General features: G+C 69.7%; 16 protein-coding genes and 1 riboswitch. Of the genes, 10 read left to right on the forward strand and 6 right to left on the reverse strand.

The annotated features are described in order from the left end of the window. The first annotated feature begins 403 nt into the window (after positions 1–403). Positions 404–2,584 (forward strand): primosomal protein N', encoded by a 2,181-nt coding sequence (locus AC3WQA_RS08890; protein WP_492674708.1) that lies wholly within the window; start codon positions 404–406, stop codon positions 2,582–2,584. An 84-nt stretch (positions 2,585–2,668) separates the two neighbouring features. On the opposite strand, the gene rpoH is transcribed toward AC3WQA_RS08890, so the two are convergent. Then, positions 2,669–3,526, reverse strand: a complete 858-nt coding sequence (gene rpoH, locus AC3WQA_RS08895; protein WP_492674709.1) for an RNA polymerase sigma factor RpoH — start codon at positions 3,524–3,526, stop codon at positions 2,669–2,671. A gap of 158 nt (positions 3,527–3,684) precedes the next feature. Between rpoH and AC3WQA_RS08900 the strand changes: the two genes are divergently transcribed. The 7 genes from AC3WQA_RS08900 to thiD all read left to right on the forward strand — a co-directional run bounded on the left by AC3WQA_RS08900 (position 3,685) and on the right by thiD (position 9,745). Continuing rightward, positions 3,685–4,368, forward strand: a complete 684-nt coding sequence (locus AC3WQA_RS08900; protein WP_492674710.1) for a Fe2+-dependent dioxygenase — start codon at positions 3,685–3,687, stop codon at positions 4,366–4,368. A 67-nt stretch (positions 4,369–4,435) separates the two neighbouring features. Beyond that, a riboswitch (TPP riboswitch) is annotated at positions 4,436–4,537 on the forward strand. A gap of 70 nt (positions 4,538–4,607) precedes the next feature. Further along, entirely contained in the window at positions 4,608–6,419 is a 1,812-nt protein-coding gene (gene thiC / locus AC3WQA_RS08905) for a phosphomethylpyrimidine synthase ThiC (protein WP_492674711.1), read from the forward strand. Then, positions 6,416–7,387 (forward strand): FAD-dependent oxidoreductase, encoded by a 972-nt coding sequence (locus tag AC3WQA_RS08910; protein WP_492674712.1) that lies wholly within the window; start codon positions 6,416–6,418, stop codon positions 7,385–7,387. Before thiC ends, AC3WQA_RS08910 begins: the two co-directional genes overlap by 4 nt. A 1-nt stretch (position 7,388) precedes the next feature. Beyond that, the gene (thiS, locus tag AC3WQA_RS08915) at positions 7,389–7,589 is read left to right on the forward strand and encodes a sulfur carrier protein ThiS (protein WP_492674713.1); all 201 of its coding nucleotides are present in this window, start codon (positions 7,389–7,391) and stop codon (positions 7,587–7,589) included. Between the two features lies 1 nt (position 7,590). After that, positions 7,591–8,361 carry a thiazole synthase gene (locus tag AC3WQA_RS08920; RefSeq protein WP_492674714.1) on the forward strand — a complete coding sequence of 257 codons (771 nt, stop codon included), beginning with the start codon at positions 7,591–7,593 and terminating at the stop codon, positions 8,359–8,361. Continuing rightward, positions 8,358–8,966: a thiamine phosphate synthase gene (locus AC3WQA_RS08925; protein ID WP_492674715.1), complete on the forward strand. Its 609-nt coding sequence runs from the start codon at positions 8,358–8,360 to the stop codon at positions 8,964–8,966. Before AC3WQA_RS08920 ends, AC3WQA_RS08925 begins: the two co-directional genes overlap by 4 nt. Then, positions 8,963–9,745, forward strand: a complete 783-nt coding sequence (gene thiD / locus AC3WQA_RS08930) for a bifunctional hydroxymethylpyrimidine kinase/phosphomethylpyrimidine kinase (protein ID WP_492674716.1) — start codon at positions 8,963–8,965, stop codon at positions 9,743–9,745. The genes AC3WQA_RS08925 and thiD overlap by 4 nt, the downstream gene beginning before the upstream one ends. Here thiD and ung read toward each other — a convergent pair. The 5 genes from ung to rhlB form a co-directional block, all read right to left on the reverse strand. After that, on the reverse strand, positions 9,673–10,374 hold the full coding sequence (gene ung, locus AC3WQA_RS08935) for a uracil-DNA glycosylase (protein ID WP_492674717.1): 702 nt from the start codon (positions 10,372–10,374) through the stop codon (positions 9,673–9,675). The genes thiD and ung overlap by 73 nt on opposite strands. After that, positions 10,371–11,207 (reverse strand): response regulator, encoded by an 837-nt coding sequence (locus AC3WQA_RS08940; protein WP_492674718.1) that lies wholly within the window; start codon positions 11,205–11,207, stop codon positions 10,371–10,373. Before AC3WQA_RS08940 ends, ung begins: the two co-directional genes overlap by 4 nt. 28 nt (positions 11,208–11,235) lie before the next feature. Further along, the gene (gene ftsX, locus AC3WQA_RS08945; protein WP_492674719.1) at positions 11,236–12,210 is read right to left on the reverse strand and encodes a permease-like cell division protein FtsX; all 975 of its coding nucleotides are present in this window, start codon (positions 12,208–12,210) and stop codon (positions 11,236–11,238) included. Between the two features lie 2 nt (positions 12,211–12,212). After that, positions 12,213–12,890, reverse strand: coding sequence for a cell division ATP-binding protein FtsE (gene ftsE, locus AC3WQA_RS08950; RefSeq protein WP_492674720.1), 678 nt, complete (start codon positions 12,888–12,890; stop codon positions 12,213–12,215). A gap of 114 nt (positions 12,891–13,004) precedes the next feature. Then, positions 13,005–14,759: an ATP-dependent RNA helicase RhlB gene (rhlB, locus tag AC3WQA_RS08955; RefSeq protein ID WP_492674721.1), complete on the reverse strand. Its 1,755-nt coding sequence runs from the start codon at positions 14,757–14,759 to the stop codon at positions 13,005–13,007. A gap of 397 nt (positions 14,760–15,156) precedes the next feature. Between rhlB and trxA the strand changes: the two genes are divergently transcribed. Further along, positions 15,157–15,483, forward strand: a complete 327-nt coding sequence (gene trxA, locus AC3WQA_RS08960; protein ID WP_492674722.1) for a thioredoxin TrxA — start codon at positions 15,157–15,159, stop codon at positions 15,481–15,483. 166 nt (positions 15,484–15,649) lie between these two features. Then, positions 15,650–17,416: a transcription termination factor Rho gene (gene rho / locus AC3WQA_RS08965; protein ID WP_492674723.1), complete on the forward strand. Its 1,767-nt coding sequence runs from the start codon at positions 15,650–15,652 to the stop codon at positions 17,414–17,416. Positions 17,417–17,531: the final 115 nt, after the last annotated feature.

Genomic DNA, 17,531 nt, shown 5'->3' on the forward strand with positions numbered 1-17,531 from the left:
CGGGACACCGGGCCGGAACGACGACGCCACCACCTGTGCCCCCAACCCTCCGGCGCAGCGTTTTGCACAGCGCCAAAAGCCTGTCAAGCCGCTCGAACGTCCCGCCCCGGCGCGTCGATAAAATTTGTCGCATTGCGTCAATATGTTGATTATAAAGATATTTTCAAAGTGACGAAAACGTCGCCAAGCCGTCAGGAAGGGCGCCACCATGCGCCTTGGCCGCCCTCGTCCCCGCGCCATCCACAGACTTATCCACAGCTCCTGTGGATAAGCAAGAAATCCTGTGCACCTGAACCACTTGCGACCGGTTTCTCACTTTTCGTGCAACTCGTGCCCGCCACGGCCCGCGCCGCAAGCACCCGGGAGCATGGGCGGGTGCCTGCTGCCCGCTAAACTCACGGTCATGAAGCCCACCGTCCTGCGCGTCGCCCTGCCGGTGCCGCTGCCGACCCTGTTCGACTACCTGCCCCCGGCCGCGCCCGTCGCGATCAGCCCGGGCAGCCGGGTGCTGGTGCCGTTTGGCCGCGGCCCACTGGTCGGCGTGGTGGTGGATGCCCATGCCACACCACTGGTGGACATCGGCAAGCTGAAGCGCGTGCTGCGCCTGCTCGACACCGCGCCCCTGCTCGACACCGAGCTGATGCAAACCCTGGCCTGGGCCGCCGACTACTGGCTGGGCGCGCCCGGCGAAGCCTATGCCAACGCCTTGCCGCTGGCGCTGCGCGAGGCCAGGCCTCTGCCCGCACTGGGCGAGGAAGCCTGGTCGCTCACCGCGGCAGGCCGCAGCGCGCTGGACGCCGGCAGTCGTCGTGGCGCCAGTCGCGAGCTGCTCACCGAACTGGCCGATGGCCCACTCGGAGCGACCGAGTTGGGCGCCTGCCTGCCTGGCTGGCGCGCCGCCGCGCGCCGCCTGCTGGCGGCGGGGCTGGTCGAACGCGCCGAGCGCACGGCCCATGCCCCCAACGCCACGCGCCCCGCGCCACTGCTGAGCGACGAGCAGCAGCGCGCAGTCGATGCCGTGGCGGGCAGCCTCGGCGGCTTCCAGCCCTTCTTGCTCGACGGCGTCACCGGCAGCGGCAAGACCGAGGTCTACCTCGCCCTGATCGAACGCGCGCTGGCGCAAGGCAAGCAGTCGCTGCTGCTGATCCCCGAGATCGGCCTCGCCCCGCAGACTCTGCGCCGCGTGCGCGAGCGCCTGGGCGTGGCGATGGAGGTGATCCACTCCAACCTCGCCGAGGGCGAACGCGCGCGCGCCTGGCTGCGCGCGCGTTCGGGCGAGGCCAAGGTGATCGTCGGCACGCGTTCGGCGGTGTTCACTCCGCTGCCGCACGCCGGCCTGGTGATCGTGGATGAGGAACACGACGGCGCCTACAAGCAACAGGAGGGCTTCCGCTACCACGCGCGCGACCTCGCCGTGGTGCGCGCCCGCGCGCTGGGTGTGCCGGTGGTGCTCGGTTCGGGCACGCCCTCGCTGGAATCGCTGGCGAACGTGGAAGCGGGCCGCTACCGCACCCTGCACCTGCGCGCCCGCCCCGCCGCGGTGCATGCGCCCACCGTGCAGATCGTGGACATGCGCGCGCAGCATCTCGACCATGGCCTTTCGCCAACCCTGCTCGCCGCCGTGGCCGAGACGGTGGCGCGCGGCGAACAGGCACTGGTGTTCAAGAACCGCCGCGGCTACGCCCCCGTGCTGCTGTGCCATGGCTGCGGCTGGCACGCGGACTGCCCACGCTGCGAGCGCCCGCTGACCCTGCACGCCAGGCATCGGCAACTGATCTGCCACCACTGCGATTACCGAACCCGCCCGCCCGCCGCCTGCCCGGGCTGCGGCAACGCGGCGCTCACCCCGCGAGGCCAAGGCACCGAGCGGCTGGAAGAAGCCTTGGCCATGCGCTTCCCCGATGTTCCGGTGCTGCGTATCGACCGCGAAACCACCCGCCGCCGCGACGCCTTCGAGCACTTGCTCGACGGCCTGCGCGACGAGGCCAGACCCGCGATCCTGGTCGGCACCCAGATGCTGGCCAAGGGCCATGACCTGCCCAACCTCACCCTCGTCGCCATCGCCGGCGTGGACGAGGGCCTGGTGAGTATCGACTTCCACGCCAGCGAACGGCTGGCGCAGCAATTGGTACAGGTGGCCGGCCGCGCCGGCCGCGCCGCCAAGCCCGGCCGCGTGCTACTGCAGACCCACCATCCCGAGCATCCGCTCCTGCGCGAGCTCTTGGCGCACGGCTACGCCAGGGCCGCGCAGAGCCTGCTTGCCGAACGCCGGCAAGGCGCGTTGCCGCCTTACGCACACCAAGCGCTGCTGCGCGCCGAAGCCGCGCAGCGCACCCACGTCGACGCCTTCCTGCACGAAGCCTGCGCCGCCCTGCCGGCGGATCACGGCCTGCAGCTCGCCGGCCCGATGCCCGCGCCGATGCCGTTGCGCGCCGGCCGCCAGCGCGGCCAACTGCTGCTGGAAACCACGAATCGCCGCGCCCTGCACGCCGCGCTCAAACCCTGGGCCGCGCAACTCGCGCGGCTGCCTGCCGCAAGAAAAGTGCGCTGGTCGCTGGATGTCGACCCGGTGGATCTGTATTGACGAGCGTGTTGGGCGTGCCCCTGCCCGCCAAAGCAAACGGCCTCACGAAGAGGCCGTTCTACCCACAGCATCCATCACCGGCGATCAGGCTGCGAACAGCCCGCGCATCTTCTTCATCGCATTCGCTTCCACCTGGCGGACGCGCTCGGCGCTGACGCCGTACTCGTCGGCCAGTTCCTGTAGGGTAGCCTTGTCCTCGTCCAGCCAACGGCGCTGGATGATGTGGCGCGAGCGCGCGTCCAGCCCGTCCAGCGCGGCGGACAAGGTGCCGAGCTGGTGGTCGCTCTGGTCGGCCTCGGCGAGGTTGTCATAGGGGTCGGCGCCATCGTCGACCAGGAACGCCTCGGGCGCGGGCTTGGCATCGTCGTCGGCATCCGCCGGCGCCTCGAAGCCGATGTCGCGGCCGGACAGGCGCGACTCCATCTCGCGCACGGTGGCCTCGGGCACGCCGAGATCGTTGGCGACCGCGGTAACTTCCGCCGCGTTCATCCAGCCCAGGCGCTTCTTGCTCTTGCGCAGGTTGAAGAACAGCTTGCGCTGCGCCTTGGTGGTGGCGACCTTCACGATGCGCCAGTTCTTCAGGATGAACTCGTGCATCTCGGCACGAATCCAGTGCACCGCAAAGCTGACCAGGCGCACGCCCTGATCCGGGTCGAAGCGCTTCACCGCCTTCATCAGGCCGATGTTGCCCTCCTGGATCAGGTCGGCGAGCTGCAGGCCGTAGCCGGAATAGCCGCGCGCCACGTGCACCACGAAGCGCAGGTGGGACATCACCAGCTTCTTCGCGGCGGAAAGATCCTCATCTTCGTTGTAGCGGCGCGACAGCGCCTGCTCCTCATCCTGGCTTAGCACCGGAATGCGGTGCACGGCCGAGATGTAGGCATCCAGGCTGCCGACGACACTGGGCAGGTAACTGGGGGCGATGGTCAAGGCTTGGGACATGGGAAACCTCCGATACCAGGACTTCAGGTTAGCACTCTGATGCTTGGAGTGCTAAAGCTGTGAAGAGTTCACGACCTTTAATAAACCGAGAAGTATAATAATACATACGTCGCCGTCACTACAATGCCTTGGTGCACCACGCCACGAGGGGAATCCGCTTGATCGTCTGCGTACCCGATGTATTGACGTCCCAGGAACTTGCCGCCCTGCGCGCCGAACTGTCCGCCGCTCCCTTCGTCGATGGCACCACCACAGCGGGCTGGTCGGCGCGCAACGTGAAGAAGAACCAGCAGCTCGACCCCAACAGCACCAGCCACCAGCGAATGGCGGATATCGTGCGCGCCGCCTTCCTGCGCCACGCCACGCTGCAGACGGCCTTGCTGCCGGCGGCGAACACCCGACCGCTGTTCAACCGCTATGCCGTTGGCATGGAATACGGTGCTCACGTGGACGCCCCAGTCATGGGCAGCATAGGCAACGCGGTGCGCACCGACATCGCAATTACCGTGTTCCTGTCCGACCCCACGACCTACGACGGCGGCGCACTGGTGGCTCACGCCAGTGGTGGCATGGAATACGAATTCAAGCTGGCTGCCGGCGCCGCCATCGCCTATCCGGCCAACACCTTGCACCACGTTAGCCCGGTCACGCGCGGCGTGCGCGACGCCGCCATCATCTGGGTGCAGAGCCTGGTGCGCGACCCCGCCCGGCGCGAGCTGCTGTGGGATCTGGAGAACGCCAAGCGCGACATCTTCAGCCGCGAAGGCAAGAGCCAGGCCTTCGACGCCGTGAGCCGTTCGCACGCGAACCTGCTGCGCATGTGGGCGGAAACGAGCGGCTGACCCTGCGCCGGGAGCCGCCATGCGCGCCTCGCCTTGACAGGCGCGCCAGCGCGCCGCCATGCTTTTCGGACATTCCGAGGGGAGCCCCGTACGGGGCTGAGAAAGCGTCGAGCTGACCCTTGAACCTGATCCGGGTCATACCGGCGTAGGAACGGAAGCAAACACGCAGCGCCGCACGCACTGCGTGCCGTTGCAGCGTCACGCCCCGGATCTCCCGCCGTTTCACGAGGAGGAGATCCATGCAGCAGCCCAGCGACACCACCCCCAACGCCGTCACCACCGGGCCGATCCGCGGCTCGCGCAAGGTCTATTCGACACCGCCCGGTTACCCCGCGTTGCGTGTGCCGCTGCGCGAGATCGCGCTGGACGACACCGCTACGCCGCAGTTGCACCTGTACGACGCCAGCGGCCCGTACACCGAGGACGAGCCGCGGATCGATCTCGCCGCGGGTCTGCCGGCGATCCGCGAACCGTGGTTGGCCGCGCGCGGCTTCGCGGTGATCGAAGGCCGCGCGGTGCGCGCCGAGGACAACGGCGGCAGCGGCCACGGCCGCGCGGTGGAAGCCTGCCCCGCCAACCGCACGCTGCGCGCGGGCCGCGACGGCCAACCGGTCACCCAGCTGGAATTCGCGCGCGCTGGCATCGTCACCGAGGAGATGGCCTACGCCGCCCACCGCGAGAACCTCGGCCGCGCCGCCGCACGCACGGACGCCACGCAAAAGCTGGCCGACGGCGAGGCCTTCGGCGCCACCCTGCCCGCCTTCGTCACGCCCGAGTTCGTGCGCGACGAGATCGCCGCCGGCCGCGCCATCCTGCCTGCCAACATCAACCACCCGGAGCTGGAGCCGATGGTGATTGGCCGCCACTTCCTGGTGAAGGTGAACGCCAACATCGGCAACTCCGCGCTCTCTTCCGGCGTGGCCGAGGAAGTGGAGAAGCTGGTGTGGGCCACGCGCTGGGGCGCGGACACCGTGATGGATCTCTCCACCGGCCGCCACATCCACAACCTGCGCTCATGGATCATGCGCAACGCGCCGGTGCCGATCGGTACGGTGCCGCTGTACCAGGCACTGGAAAAAGTCGGCGGCAGCCCGGCGAAACTCGACTGGGAGGTGTTCAAGGACACCTTGATCGAGCAGGCCGAGCAGGGCGTGGACTACTTCACCATCCATGCCGGCGTGCGCCTGGCGCATGTGCCGCTGACGGCGAAGCGGGTCACCGGCATCGTCTCGCGCGGCGGCTCGATCATGGCGCGCTGGTGCCTGGCGCATCATCGCGAGAGCTTCCTCTACGAACGCTTCGAGGAAATCTGCGAAATCCTGCGTCGCTACGACGTCGCCTTCTCGCTGGGCGACGGCCTGCGTCCCGGCTGCATCGCCGACGCCAACGACGCCGCCCAGTTCGCCGAGCTGGATACCCTGGGCGAGCTCACCCAGGTCGCATGGAAGCACGGCTGCCAGGTGATGGTGGAAGGCCCGGGCCACGTGCCGATGCACAAGATCCGCGAGAACATGACGCGCCAGCTGACGAGCTGCCGCGAGGCGCCGTTCTACACGCTCGGCCCGCTCACCACCGACATCGCGCCGGGGCAGGACCACATCACTTCGGCCATCGGCGCGGCGATGATCGGCTGGTTCGGCACCGCCATGCTCTGTTACGTGACGCCGAAGGAACACCTGGGCCTGCCCGACCGCGACGACGTGAAAATCGGCGTGGTCACCTACAAGATCGCCGCCCACGCCGCCGACCTCGCCAAGGGCCACCCGGCGGCGCAGGCGCGCGACGATGCGCTGTCGCGCGCGCGCTTCAGCTTCCGCTGGGAGGACCAGTTCAAGCTCGCGCTCGATCCCGACACCGCGCGCGCCTACCACGACGCGACACTGCCGAAGGAGGCGCACAAGAGCGCGCACTTCTGCTCCATGTGCGGGCCGAAGTTCTGCTCCATGCAGCTGAGCCAGGAGCTGCGCGCCGAGGCCGAAGCCGGCATGCGGGCCAAGGCGGCGCAGTTTGCAGCCGCCGGCGGCGAGCTGTACGTGGAGGAACAGCCATGAGCGCGCGCATCCGCGTGCTGGGCGCGGGCGTGGCGGGGCTCGCCGCCGCGCTGGAGCTGACGCGCGCCGGCGCCCGCGTGGAAGTGGTCGAGCGCGGCGAGGCGCCGGGCCGCCATGCCGCCGGCTGGTTTGCCGGCGGCATGCTGGCGCCGCACTGCGAGCGCGTGCACGCCGAACCGCTGGTGGCCGAACTGGGCCAGCAGGCACCGGACTGGTGGAGCGCCCACGTGCCCGCCACGGTGCGCGCCGGCACCCTGGTCGTGGCCGCGCCGCGCGACCACGCCGAACTCGATCCCTACCTCACGCGCGGCAACGGTGGCCGCGCGCTGGACGAGGCTGGCATCGCCGCGCTCGAACCCGATCTCGCCGGCCGCTTCCGCCACGGGGTGTTCTTCGCCGACGAGGCGCACGTCGACCCACGCCTCGCCCTGCCCGCGCTGGCCGCACTACTGGCCGAACGCGGCGTGACGATCCGCTACGGCTGCAACGCCGACAGCCTCGTCGACGACGGCGGCATCGTGCTCGATTGCCGTGGCTACGGCGCGCGCGCCGCCGTGCCCGAGCTGCGCGGCGTGCGCGGCGAGATGCTGCTGCTGGAAAGCCGCGAGCTGCATTTCAGCCGCCCGATCCGCCTGCTGCACGCGCGCGGCATGGTCTACCTGGTGCCGCGCGGCGAGGGGCGGTACATGCTGGGCGGCACCGCCATCGAAAGTGACGACGCCGGGGCGATCCGCGCGCGCTCGGCGATGGAGCTGCTCAACGGCGCCTACGCGCTGCACCCAGCCTTCGCCGAGGCGCGCGTCGAAGAGCTGGGTGCAGGCATTCGTCCGGCACTGCCCGACAACCTGCCGCGCCTGTGGCAGCACGCCGGCCGCTGGCATCTCAACGGCCTGTTCCGTCACGGCTTCCTGCTTGCGCCCGCGATGGCGCGGCAGGCGGCCGCCACCTTGCTCGGCACGGGGGCCTGACATGCACCTCACCGTCAACGGCGAAAGTCGCACGCTGCACGCCGACCGGCTCGCCGCGGCGCTGGCCGAACTCGGCTACCACCACGCCACCCGCATCGCCACCGCCTTGAACGGCGCGTTCGTGCCCGCCAGCCAGCGCGAGGCGCAGGGGCTGGCCGACGGCGACAGCCTGGAAATCCTCGCCCCGATGCAAGGAGGTTGAGATGGACGTCTACAACGTGGAACTCTCCTCGCGCCTGTGGCTGGGCACGGCGCGCTATCCCTCGCCCTCCGTGCTGGCCGCAGCCGTGCAGGCGGCGGCTTGCGACCTGGTCACCGTATCGTTGCGCCACGAGAGCGGCTCGGCGCGCGCGGGGCAGGATTTCTGGGCGCTGATCCGCGATCTGGGCGTGCGCGTGCTGCCCAACACCGCCGGCTGCCATTCGGTGAAGGAAGCCGTCACCACCGCGCACATGGCGCGCGAGGTGTTCGACACCCCATGGATCAAACTGGAGGTGATCGGCGAAGGCGCACTGCTGCAGCCCGAGGTGTTCGGCCTGGTCGAGGCCGCGCGCATCCTCGCCGACGAAGGTTTCCAGGTGTTTCCCTACACCACCTCCGACCTCGGCGTGGCCGAGCGCCTGCTGGACGCCGGCTGCCGCGTGCTGATGCCCTGGGGCGCGCCCATTGGCAGCGGGCGCGGGCTCAACGACGCGTTCGCGCTGCGCGCGCTGCGCGCACGCTTCCCTGACGTGCCGCTGGTGGTGGACGCGGGCCTTGGCCTGCCGTCGCAAGCCGCGAACGCGATGGAACTGGGCTTCGACGCGGTGCTGGCGAACACCGCCGTGGCGCTGGCCGGCGATCCGGTGGCGATGGCGCGCGCCTTCGCGCTAGCCGTGCGCGCCGGCCATGCCGCGCACCACGCTGGCGCCATGCCGGTGCGCGAGCTGGCCGAACCGTCGACGCCCGCGCTGGGGCAGGCGTGGCTGGCATGAGCCGGCTCGATCCGTGCTACCCCATCGTGGACAGCGCGACCTGGGTGCAGCGCCTGCTGCCCGTGGGCGTGAAGCTGATCCAGCTGCGCATCAAGGACCAGCCCGGCTACGCCATCCGCCACGCCATCGGCGAGGCGCTGGCGGCCTGCCATGCGCACGGCGCGCAACTGGTGGTGAACGACCACTGGCGCGAGGCGCTGGATGCCGGCGCGGATTTCATCCACCTGGGCCAGGGCGACCTGGACACGGCGGATCTGGCCGACATCCGTCGGCGCGGCGCACGCCTGGGCATCAGCACGCACGACGAGGCCGAGCTGGAGCGCGCACTGGGCTGCGCGCCCACCTACGTGGCGCTGGGGCCGATCTACCCCACCACGGCGAAGCTGATGCCATGGGCACCGCAAGGGCTGGCGCGCATCGCGACATGGAAGCAGCGCATCGGCTGCCTGCCGCTGGTGGCGATCGGCGGCCTCACGCCGCAGCGCGCGGCCGGCTGCCTCGCCGCCGGCGCCGACGTCGTGGCCGTGATGAGCGACATCGGCGGCCACGCCGACCCCGGGCAGCGCGCCCGCGAATGGCTGCGCCTCACGCGGGGCCGCGCGTGAGGCCGCTGGCGCTCAGCATCGCCGGCTCCGACAGCGGCGGCGGCGCCGGTATCCAGGCCGACCTCAAGACGTTTGCCGCGCTGGGCGTGGACGGCGCCACCGCGATCACCGCCGTCACCGCGCAGAACCGCGCCGGCGTACACGCCGTGCAGGTGCTGCCCGCCGCCCTGGTGCGGGCGCAGATCGAGGCCGTGTGCGACGAGCGCGTACCCGCCGCGGTGAAGCTGGGCATGCTGGCCGAGGCCGCCATCGTCGACGCCGTGGCCGCCACACTGCGCCGTTGCCAACCACGCGTGCTGGTGCTCGATCCGGTGATGGTCGCCAGCTCCGGCGCACGCCTGCTCGCCACGGACGCCATCGCCACACTGCGCCGCGCGTTGCTGCCGCTGGCCGACTGCGTGATGCCCAACCTCGACGAGGCCGCCGCCCTGCTCGAGGCGCCGCGCGCCACCAGCGAAGCGCAGATGATCGAGCAGGGCCGCGCCTTGCTGGCGCTGGGGCCGCGCGCGGTCTTGATGAAGGGCGGTCATGCCGACCTGCCCGAAGCGGTGGATCTGCTGGTGCGCCCCGGCGACGTGCGTCGCTACGCCGCCCCATGGGTGCACGACGCCGATACCCACGGCACCGGCTGCGCGCTCAGCGCCGCGCTCGCCGCCTGTCTCGCACTGGGCGCGCCGCTGCCCGAAGCCGTGGGCGCGGCGAAACGTTATCTGTCGGACAAGCTCGCCGCTGGCGGCAGCGACCAGTCGATCGGCGCCTGGCCGTGCGCTTCCAGATAGCGGTTCGCTGCGGAAAAATGCCCGCAGCCGAGGAAGCCGCGATGCGCCGACAGCGGTGAGGGGTGCACGCTCTTCAGCACGCTGTGCCTGCGGGTGTCGATCAGCTGCCCCTTGCGCTGGGCATAGCTGCCCCACAGCAGGAACACGATGCCCTCGCGCTCGCGGTTCAGCGCATCGATCGCCGCGTCGGTGAAGCCTTCCCAGCCCTTGCCCTGGTGCGAGCCGGCGCGGCCTTCCTCCACCGTCAGCACGCTGTTGAGCAGCAGCACGCCGCGGTCGGCCCACGGCGTGAGGCAGCCGTGGTCGGGGCGCGCGATGCCGAGGTCACGCTGGATTTCCTTGAAGATGTTCTCCAGCGACGGCGGCACCCGCACACCGGGGCGCACCGAGAAGCACAGGCCATGTGCCTGGCCGGGGCCGTGGTAGGGATCCTGGCCCAGGATCACCACGCGCACCGCGTCGAACGGGGTGTGCTCGAAGGCGGCGAAGATCTCCGAGCCTGGCGGATAGATGCGTTTGCCGGCCTGTTTCTCTGCACGCAGGAACGCCGCCAGCGCCCGCATCTCCGGTCGCTCCAGATACGCACCCAGGCGCGTCTTCCACGACGGCGCCAACCGCACCTCGCTCATGCCGACGTACTGTGCTGGCGCAGGTGGCGCGACACGCGCAGCTGGAACAGCAGCTTGGTGATGAGCAATTTCTCGTCGACGGGCTTTTCCACCAGATCGTTGGCGCCGGCGCGGATCAGCGCGGTCTGGTTGGCCGGATTGTCGTCGCCGGTCATCACCAGGATCGGCAGCCGACCCTTGCCGTAGCCGAAGAACTGGCGCACGCATTCGACCAGGTCGCCGCCGGTCAGCTCGCCCTTCAGGCTGACGTCGGTGAGCACCACGTCGGCGCCCACCTCGCCGCGCACCTTGGCGGTTTCCAGCATGGCCAGTGCATCTTCCACGCTGATGACGTGGTGCACGGTGAGGCCGTGCTTCTCCAGCATGCGCCGCGTGGCCAGCGCCACCACGCGGCTGTCCTCCACGTACAGCACCTCGCCGGAGGCCGTGTCCGCCGGGCTGACGTAGCCGCGGATGAACTCGGCCAGCGCGGTGAAGCCCAGCCCCTTGTCGAAATAGTCGGTGACGTCCTCGCCCAGCGTGCGCTTGTGCAGGCGGTCATCCACGTCGCCGGACACCACCACGATGGGCACGTAGGCTTGCGCGGCGGATTCGCGCACGAAGCGCGCCAGTTCCAGTCCGTCCATGTCGGGCAGGCGCAGCGCCACGGTGACGAAATCGAACAGGCCCTCACCGAGCACACGCTCGGCCTCGGCACCATCACCGCAGCCCACCACCTCCACACCAGGCAGCTCAGCCTTGAGCACGCGGCTGATCATCTGGCGCACCATCTTCGAGCCGTCGACCACCAGCACGCGTGGCGTCTCGCTGACCGACCGGTTGCTGATGTTCATGCCCTGCCCTATCCGTTCGCCGCCACGCTCAGACGGCCTTGCGCCATTGCCATGCGCTGACCAGCCGCGCACCCAACCAACCCAGCGCCGCGGCCGCCAGCGGCACCGCCAACAGCAGCTCCAGTGGCAGACCACCCAGGTGCAACTTGCCGTCGTAGGCCTGGCTCAGCCGTGCGATCGGCCCGGCCAGCGCGAACTCGATGCCCAGCGCCAGCAGCACGGCGAGCGCACCGCTGAACAGACCGTACCAGATACCTGCGTATAGATAGGGTCGACGCACGAAGGCGCCGCTGGCGCCCATCAGTACCAGCACGCCGATTTCCTCGCTGCGGCTGGCGATGTCCATGCGCACGGTATTGCCCACCACCAGCAGTGCGGCCAGCGCCAGCATCAGGGCGAGCGCCGCCACCACGCGATTGCCCACCGCCAGCAGGGCGTTCAGCCGCTGCCGCCAGACACCGCTGTCCTGCACCAGTGCCACCGCGCGCATGCCGCGCAGGTCGCCGACGAGGCGGTCGATGACGCCGGCATCCAGCCCGGGCCTGGGTTGCACCTGCAGCACGTAGGGCAAGGGGTTCTGGTCGAGCGCATCGAGCGCACCGGAGAAGCCCTGCAGCTTCGCAAGTTCGTCCAGCCCTTGCTGCGGCGTTTTCACCGTCACCACGGCGACGTCGGAGCGGGCTTCCAGTTGCTTGGCCAGGAGCCGTGCCTGCTGCTCGACCTGATCGTTCTGCAGGAACACGTTGACCGCCTGATCCTGCCCCAGCGCCTGGCCGAGTTGCTGCACGTTGCCCAGCAGCAGGTAGAAGGTCAACGGCAGCGCCAATGCCAGCGCCATCACCGTGATGGTGAGCAGGCTGCCCAGCGGGCGCGCGGCCAACCGCGCAAGGCTGGCGCCCGCGCTCCAGCCATGGTGCTCGCGCCAGCCGGCGACGCGACCGCCGCGGCTGGGCGTGCTGCGCGGCACGGCGTCTTCTTCCATGCGCACGGGTTCGGCCGTCATGTTCACTGCACCTCCTCGGCGGCGAGGTCGGCCACCAGCCGGCCCTGGTGCAGTACCACCACGCGCTTCTTCATGCTTTTGATGAGGCGCAGGTCGTGGCTGGCCACCAGCACCGTGGTGCCCACCTGCTGGAACTCGGCAAACAGGCCCATGACCTCCAGCGCCAGCTGCGGATCGAGGTTGCCGGTGGGCTCGTCGGCAATCAGCAGCGCCGGGCGGCCGACGATGGCGCGGGCAATGCCCACACGCTGCTGCTCGCCGGTGGACAGCGCGGCCGGAAATTTCCGCTCATGGCCCTGCAGACCCACCTTTTCCAGCGCGGCGCGCACGCGCCGGCCCCGTTCGGCGCCGGTGACGCCGGCGATGGTGAGCGGCAGCTCCACGTTGGCGAACACGCTGCGATCCATCAGCAGGCGATGATCCTGGAACACCATGCCGATGCGCTGGCGCCACTTGGGAATGCCGCCGCGGCGCAGCTTGGCGAGGTTCTGCCCATCCACCGTGATCGCGCCGTGGCTGGGCCGCTCGATCACCCCGAGCAGCTTGAGCAGGGTGCTCTTGCCCGCGCCCGAGTGCCCGGTGATGAAGGCCATCTCGCCGGTGGCGATGCTGAAGGAAAGCTGCGTGAGCGCCGCGTGGCCGCTTTCGTAGTGCTTGCTCACCTGTTCGAACTGGATCACCGCATGTCCCCGGGGCCACCCGCCATGATGCCGACAAGGATAAGGGATGCGCGGCGCCGGAAGTTGACCGGCGTGCCACCGGATCGGTTCGGTGGCACGCCGCACGGGCGCGATTCAGCGCCCGGTGAACAGCCGGGTCAGTCGGCGGAACAGCCCCGGCTTGCGTGCATGGCCGTGCTCGCCGGCCACTGCCGGCACCTGCTGCGACGGCCGGACGGCGGACGCCGGTGCCGCGGTTTCGACCGGCATGCGTGGCGCGCGCGGTGGGCGGCGCTCGCCGTGCGGCGGACGCGCGGCTTCGGTCGCGGCGACGGCCGGGCTGGCGGCCGTCACATTCGCGCCCTCGCCGCCTTCGCGGCGGCGGTTGCGGCCGCCACGTCGACGGCGGCGCTTGCGCTCGCCTTCGGCGACGGCGCCTTCGGGCGCCGAGGCCGGCACGACCGATGCGACTGGCGCGACGGTTTCGGCCATGACCGTTGCGGCGGCCGCCGTTTCGGCGTGCGGCACGCGCGGCTCGTGGCTGCGACCCTCGCGCGGGCCATGCTCACTGCGCCCGCCACGGTCGCCACGGCCACCATCGCGGCGTGGACGACCGCCCTTCTTGTCATCGTGACGCGGTTCGACGTGGTCGCCGAAGGCGGCGCTGTCCGCGGCCACGCTGGCGGCGTATTCGGGGTCGATGGCACGCGGCTTGGGCATCGCCAGCAGCTCCGGCTCCATCGTCGCCACCGGAATCGACTGGCCGATATAGGCCTCGATGTCGGGCAGGCTCATCGCGTACAGGTCGCAGGCGAAGCTGATGGCGTCGCCCTCCTGATCCAGCCGGCCGGTGCGGCCGATGCGGTGCACGTAGTCCTCGGCGTCCTGCGGCAGGTCGTAGTTGAACACGTGGCTGACGTGCGGGATGTGCAGGCCGCGCGCGGCCACGTCGGTGGCCACCAGGATGTCGAGCTGGCCGTCCTGGAAGCGCTGCAGGAGCTTCTGCCGCTTGAGCTGGGGCACGTCGCCGGAGATCGCGCCCACCCGGCAGCCGTGGCGCTTCACCCGCTCGGTGATGCGCTCGGCGGCGGCCTTGGTGTTGACGAAGATGATGCTGCGCGAGGGCTGCAGCCGGTCGATCAGGTTGAGCAGCAGCGGCAGCTTCTCTTCCTTGGCCGGGTAGTAGACCTGCTGGCGCACGCGGTCGGTGGTGACGTGCTCGGTCTCCACCACCAGCTTCTCGGCGTTGTGCATGTGCTCGTAGGCCAGCTCCAGCACGCGGTGGCTGAGCGTGGCGGAGAACAGCAGCACCTGGCGCTGCTCGCGCGCCGGCAAGCGGCGGAAGATGAAGCGCACGTCCTTGATGAAGCCGAGGTCGAACATGCGGTCGGCCTCGTCCACCACCATCACCTCGACACTGTCCAGGCTGAACACGTGCTGCTTGTAGTAGTCGAGCAGGCGGCCGGGCGTGGCGATGATGATGTCGCAGCCGTCGTGCAACTGCTGGCGCTGCTTGTCGTAGTCCACGCCGCCGTAGATCAGCGCGGTCTTGAGCCCGGTATGGACGCCGACGGCGCGGGCGTCCTTGTCGATCTGGATGGCCAGCTCGCGGGTGGGCGCGATCACCAGGGCGCGCGGGTCGGCGTCCTTGCGCCCGGCCACGGCGGGTGTGGTGAGCAGGCGGTTCATCAGCGCCACCAGGAAGGCGCAGGTCTTGCCGGTGCCGGTCTGCGCCTGGCCGGCGACATCGCGCCCGGCCAGCGCCACCGGCAGGGCCATCTCCTGGATGGGCGTGCAGCGGGTGAACCCGGCTCCGGCCAGACCTTGCTGCAGCAGTGGATGAAGTTCGAAGTTGGTGAAGAAAGTATCGGTGAGTACGGTTTGCGACATGAAGGAATGACAGCCATGGATGCGGGCACGGCCACGGCCGGCCCGGCTCCGTCGCCAGGGGACGGAGCGGTGGGATGGCGGCGCAGGCGGCGGGCGCGCGTCAAGGCGCGCACCGAAGCCGCGAGAAGCGCCGGAACGGTTACGACGCAACCGACGATCCCGCTGGCATAGGCGAGGCGGCTCAGGGCAAGCCACCTCGCCTATGTCAACGGAACCATCCGTTGCTGCCCTTGAATCGCTTGAATCGCGCCCCGAGTTGCGTTGCAATGGGAGGCACGGCTGCAACGGCCGCGTCCCCCTTCCCGGTTCGACCCGCGTTCATGGGTTCCCTGAGTGTAGCCGATGCCGGCCACGCGGATGTCAAACCCCCTTCACTCCTGATTTGTTGGAGACCCCGGTGAGCAACCTGATTACCCATGTGAGCGACGATGCTTTCGAGCAGGAAGTACTCAAGTCCGACACCCCCGTACTGCTGGATTTCTGGGCCGAATGGTGCGGCCCGTGCAAGGCCATCGCGCCGGTGCTGGATGAGCTGGCCAAGGATTACCAAGGCAAGCTGCGCGTGGTGAAGATCAACATCGACGAAAACCAGAAGACCCCGCGCACCTACGGTGTGCGCGGCATTCCCACCCTGATGGTGTTCAAGCACGGCAAGGTCGAGGCCACCCAGATCGGCGCCGTCAGCAAGGGCCAGCTGGCCCAGATGATCGACAAGGCGCTCTGATCGCCGCGTTTTTCCCGCTTGTCCCGCCGCCATGCGCTTTACGGCCATGCGCGGCGGATGCTAGATTGCCCGTCGCATCCAGCGGGATCGCCTGATCCCCTTGCGCCCTCTGGCGCGCTGCGCACCCCTCCTTCCTGTTTCCAACGGCCTCCTCCGAGGACTGCCCGTGTCCGATACCGATAACTTCCCCCCGACCGACGCCGGCGGCGCCGAGCCCACGACCGAGCCGCGTCCGCGCGCGCCGCGCCGCGCCCGTAGCGCCAAGCCGGCCGCCGGCGAGACACCAGCCGCCACCAGCGTCGCCCCCGAGCTGCCGCTGCCCACGCCCGCACCGGCCATGCCGCCCATGCCGCCGCCCGGCGCAGCCACCACCGAAGCGCGCGACGTGGCGCCGGCGCAGAACCCGCAGGGCCAGGCGCAGGGCCAGAACAGCGGCAACGCCGCGCAAGGCGGCAGCGGCCAGAACAATGGCCAGAACGGCACCCCGAACAACGGCACCCGCAACAACGAACCGCGCGAAGGCCGTGGCCGGCGCCGCCGCCACGAGCGCAACGAACGCAACGAGCGCGGCCCACAACGTCCGCAGCAAGGCGGCGGCAACCCGCGCTACAACAACCCGCACGGCCTGCCGATGGACGACGACAACGCCGACCCAGGTGCGGACGACCGCCTCATCAACCTCACCGAATTGAAGCGCATGAAGGCGCCGCAGCTGCTCGCCTTCGCCGAGTCGCTGGGCATCCAGGAAGGCGTGGCCCGCGCGCGCCGCCAGGACGTGGTGTTCTCCGTGCTCAAGGCACATGCCCGCTCCGGCGGCGGCATCTGGGCCGAGGGCGTGCTGGAAATCATGCCCGACGGCTTCGGTTTCCTGCGCTCGGCCGACGAGAGCTACCTCGCCGGCCCCGACGACATCTACATCAGCCCCAGCCAGATCCGCCGCTTCAACCTGCGCACCGGCGACTACATCACCGGCCGCGTGCGCCACCCCAAGGAAGGCGAGCGCTACTTCGCGATGCTGCGCGTGGACGACATCAACGGCGATCCGCCGGAAGCGTCCAAGAACAAGATGCTGTTCGAGAACCTCACCCCGCTGTTCCCGCGCAAGGCCTTCAAGCTGGAGCGCGGCAACGGTTCCTCCGAGGACATCACCGGTCGCATCCTCGACCTGGTCGCCCCCATCGGCAAGGGCCAGCGCGCGTTGATCGTCTCCCAGCCCAAGTCGGGCAAGACGATGATGCTGCAGAACATCGCGCAGGCGATCCAGTACAACCACCCCGAGGCGCACGTCATCATCCTGCTGGTGGACGAGCGCCCGGAGGAAGTGACCGAAATCGCCCGCACCGTGCGCGCCGAGGTCATCTCCTCCACCTTCGACGAGCCCGCCGTGCGCCACGTGCAGGTGGCCGAGATGGTGATCGAGCGCGCCAAGCGCCTGGTGGAGCACAAGCGCGACGTGGTGATCCTGCTCGACTCCATCACCCGCCTCGCCCGTGCCTACAACACCGTGGTGCCCAGCTCCGGCAAGGTACTCACCGGCGGCGTGGACGCCAACGCGCTGCAGCGCCCCAAGCGCTTCTTCGGCGCTGCGCGCAACGTGGAGGAAGGCGGCAGCCTCACCATCATCGGCACCGCGCTGACCGACACCGGCAGCAAGATGGACGAGGTGATCTACGAGGAGTTCAAGGGTACCGGCAACATGGAAGTGCACCTCTCCCGCCGCATCTCGGAGAAGCGCGTCTACCCCGCCATCGACATCAACCGCTCCGGCACCCGCCGCGAGGATCTGCTGATCGAGCCGGACATGCTGGCGAAGATCTGGATACTCCGGAAGCTGCTGCACCCGATGGACGAGCTGGCCGCGATGGAATTCATGCTCGACAAGATGAAGAACACCAAGTCCAACGACGAGTTCTTCAATTCCATGAAGCGGTAAGCGGCTGCCTGCGGCAGTCGCTTACCGCTTCACGCGCCACGGACGGCGCGCTCGCCGCGCCATCGCGTAGCGATGGCGCGGCGGAGCCGGTATCGGGCACTGCCCGATACCGGCG

It is taken from the genome of Rhodanobacter sp. FW106-PBR-R2A-2-24, assembly GCF_058789615.1.

What these genes read in the sequence shown, in the direction of transcription:
- AC3WQA_RS08890 (WP_492674708.1), top strand. Translation starts at nt 404, where the DNA reads ATGAAGCCCACCGTCCTGCGCGTCGCCCTGCCGGTGCCGCTGCCGACC.
- rpoH (WP_492674709.1), bottom strand. Translation starts at nt 3,526, where the DNA reads ATGTCCCAAGCCTTGACCATCGCCCCCAGTTACCTGCCCAGTGTCGTC.
- thiC (WP_492674711.1), top strand. Translation starts at nt 4,608, where the DNA reads ATGCAGCAGCCCAGCGACACCACCCCCAACGCCGTCACCACCGGGCCG.
- AC3WQA_RS08910 (WP_492674712.1), top strand. Translation starts at nt 6,416, where the DNA reads ATGAGCGCGCGCATCCGCGTGCTGGGCGCGGGCGTGGCGGGGCTCGCC.
- thiS (WP_492674713.1), top strand. Translation starts at nt 7,389, where the DNA reads ATGCACCTCACCGTCAACGGCGAAAGTCGCACGCTGCACGCCGACCGG.
- AC3WQA_RS08920 (WP_492674714.1), top strand. Translation starts at nt 7,591, where the DNA reads ATGGACGTCTACAACGTGGAACTCTCCTCGCGCCTGTGGCTGGGCACG.
- AC3WQA_RS08925 (WP_492674715.1), top strand. Translation starts at nt 8,358, where the DNA reads ATGAGCCGGCTCGATCCGTGCTACCCCATCGTGGACAGCGCGACCTGG.
- ung (WP_492674717.1), bottom strand. Translation starts at nt 10,374, where the DNA reads ATGAGCGAGGTGCGGTTGGCGCCGTCGTGGAAGACGCGCCTGGGTGCG.
- AC3WQA_RS08940 (WP_492674718.1), bottom strand. Translation starts at nt 11,207, where the DNA reads ATGAACATCAGCAACCGGTCGGTCAGCGAGACGCCACGCGTGCTGGTG.
- ftsX (WP_492674719.1), bottom strand. Translation starts at nt 12,210, where the DNA reads ATGACGGCCGAACCCGTGCGCATGGAAGAAGACGCCGTGCCGCGCAGC.
- rhlB (WP_492674721.1), bottom strand. Translation starts at nt 14,759, where the DNA reads ATGTCGCAAACCGTACTCACCGATACTTTCTTCACCAACTTCGAACTT.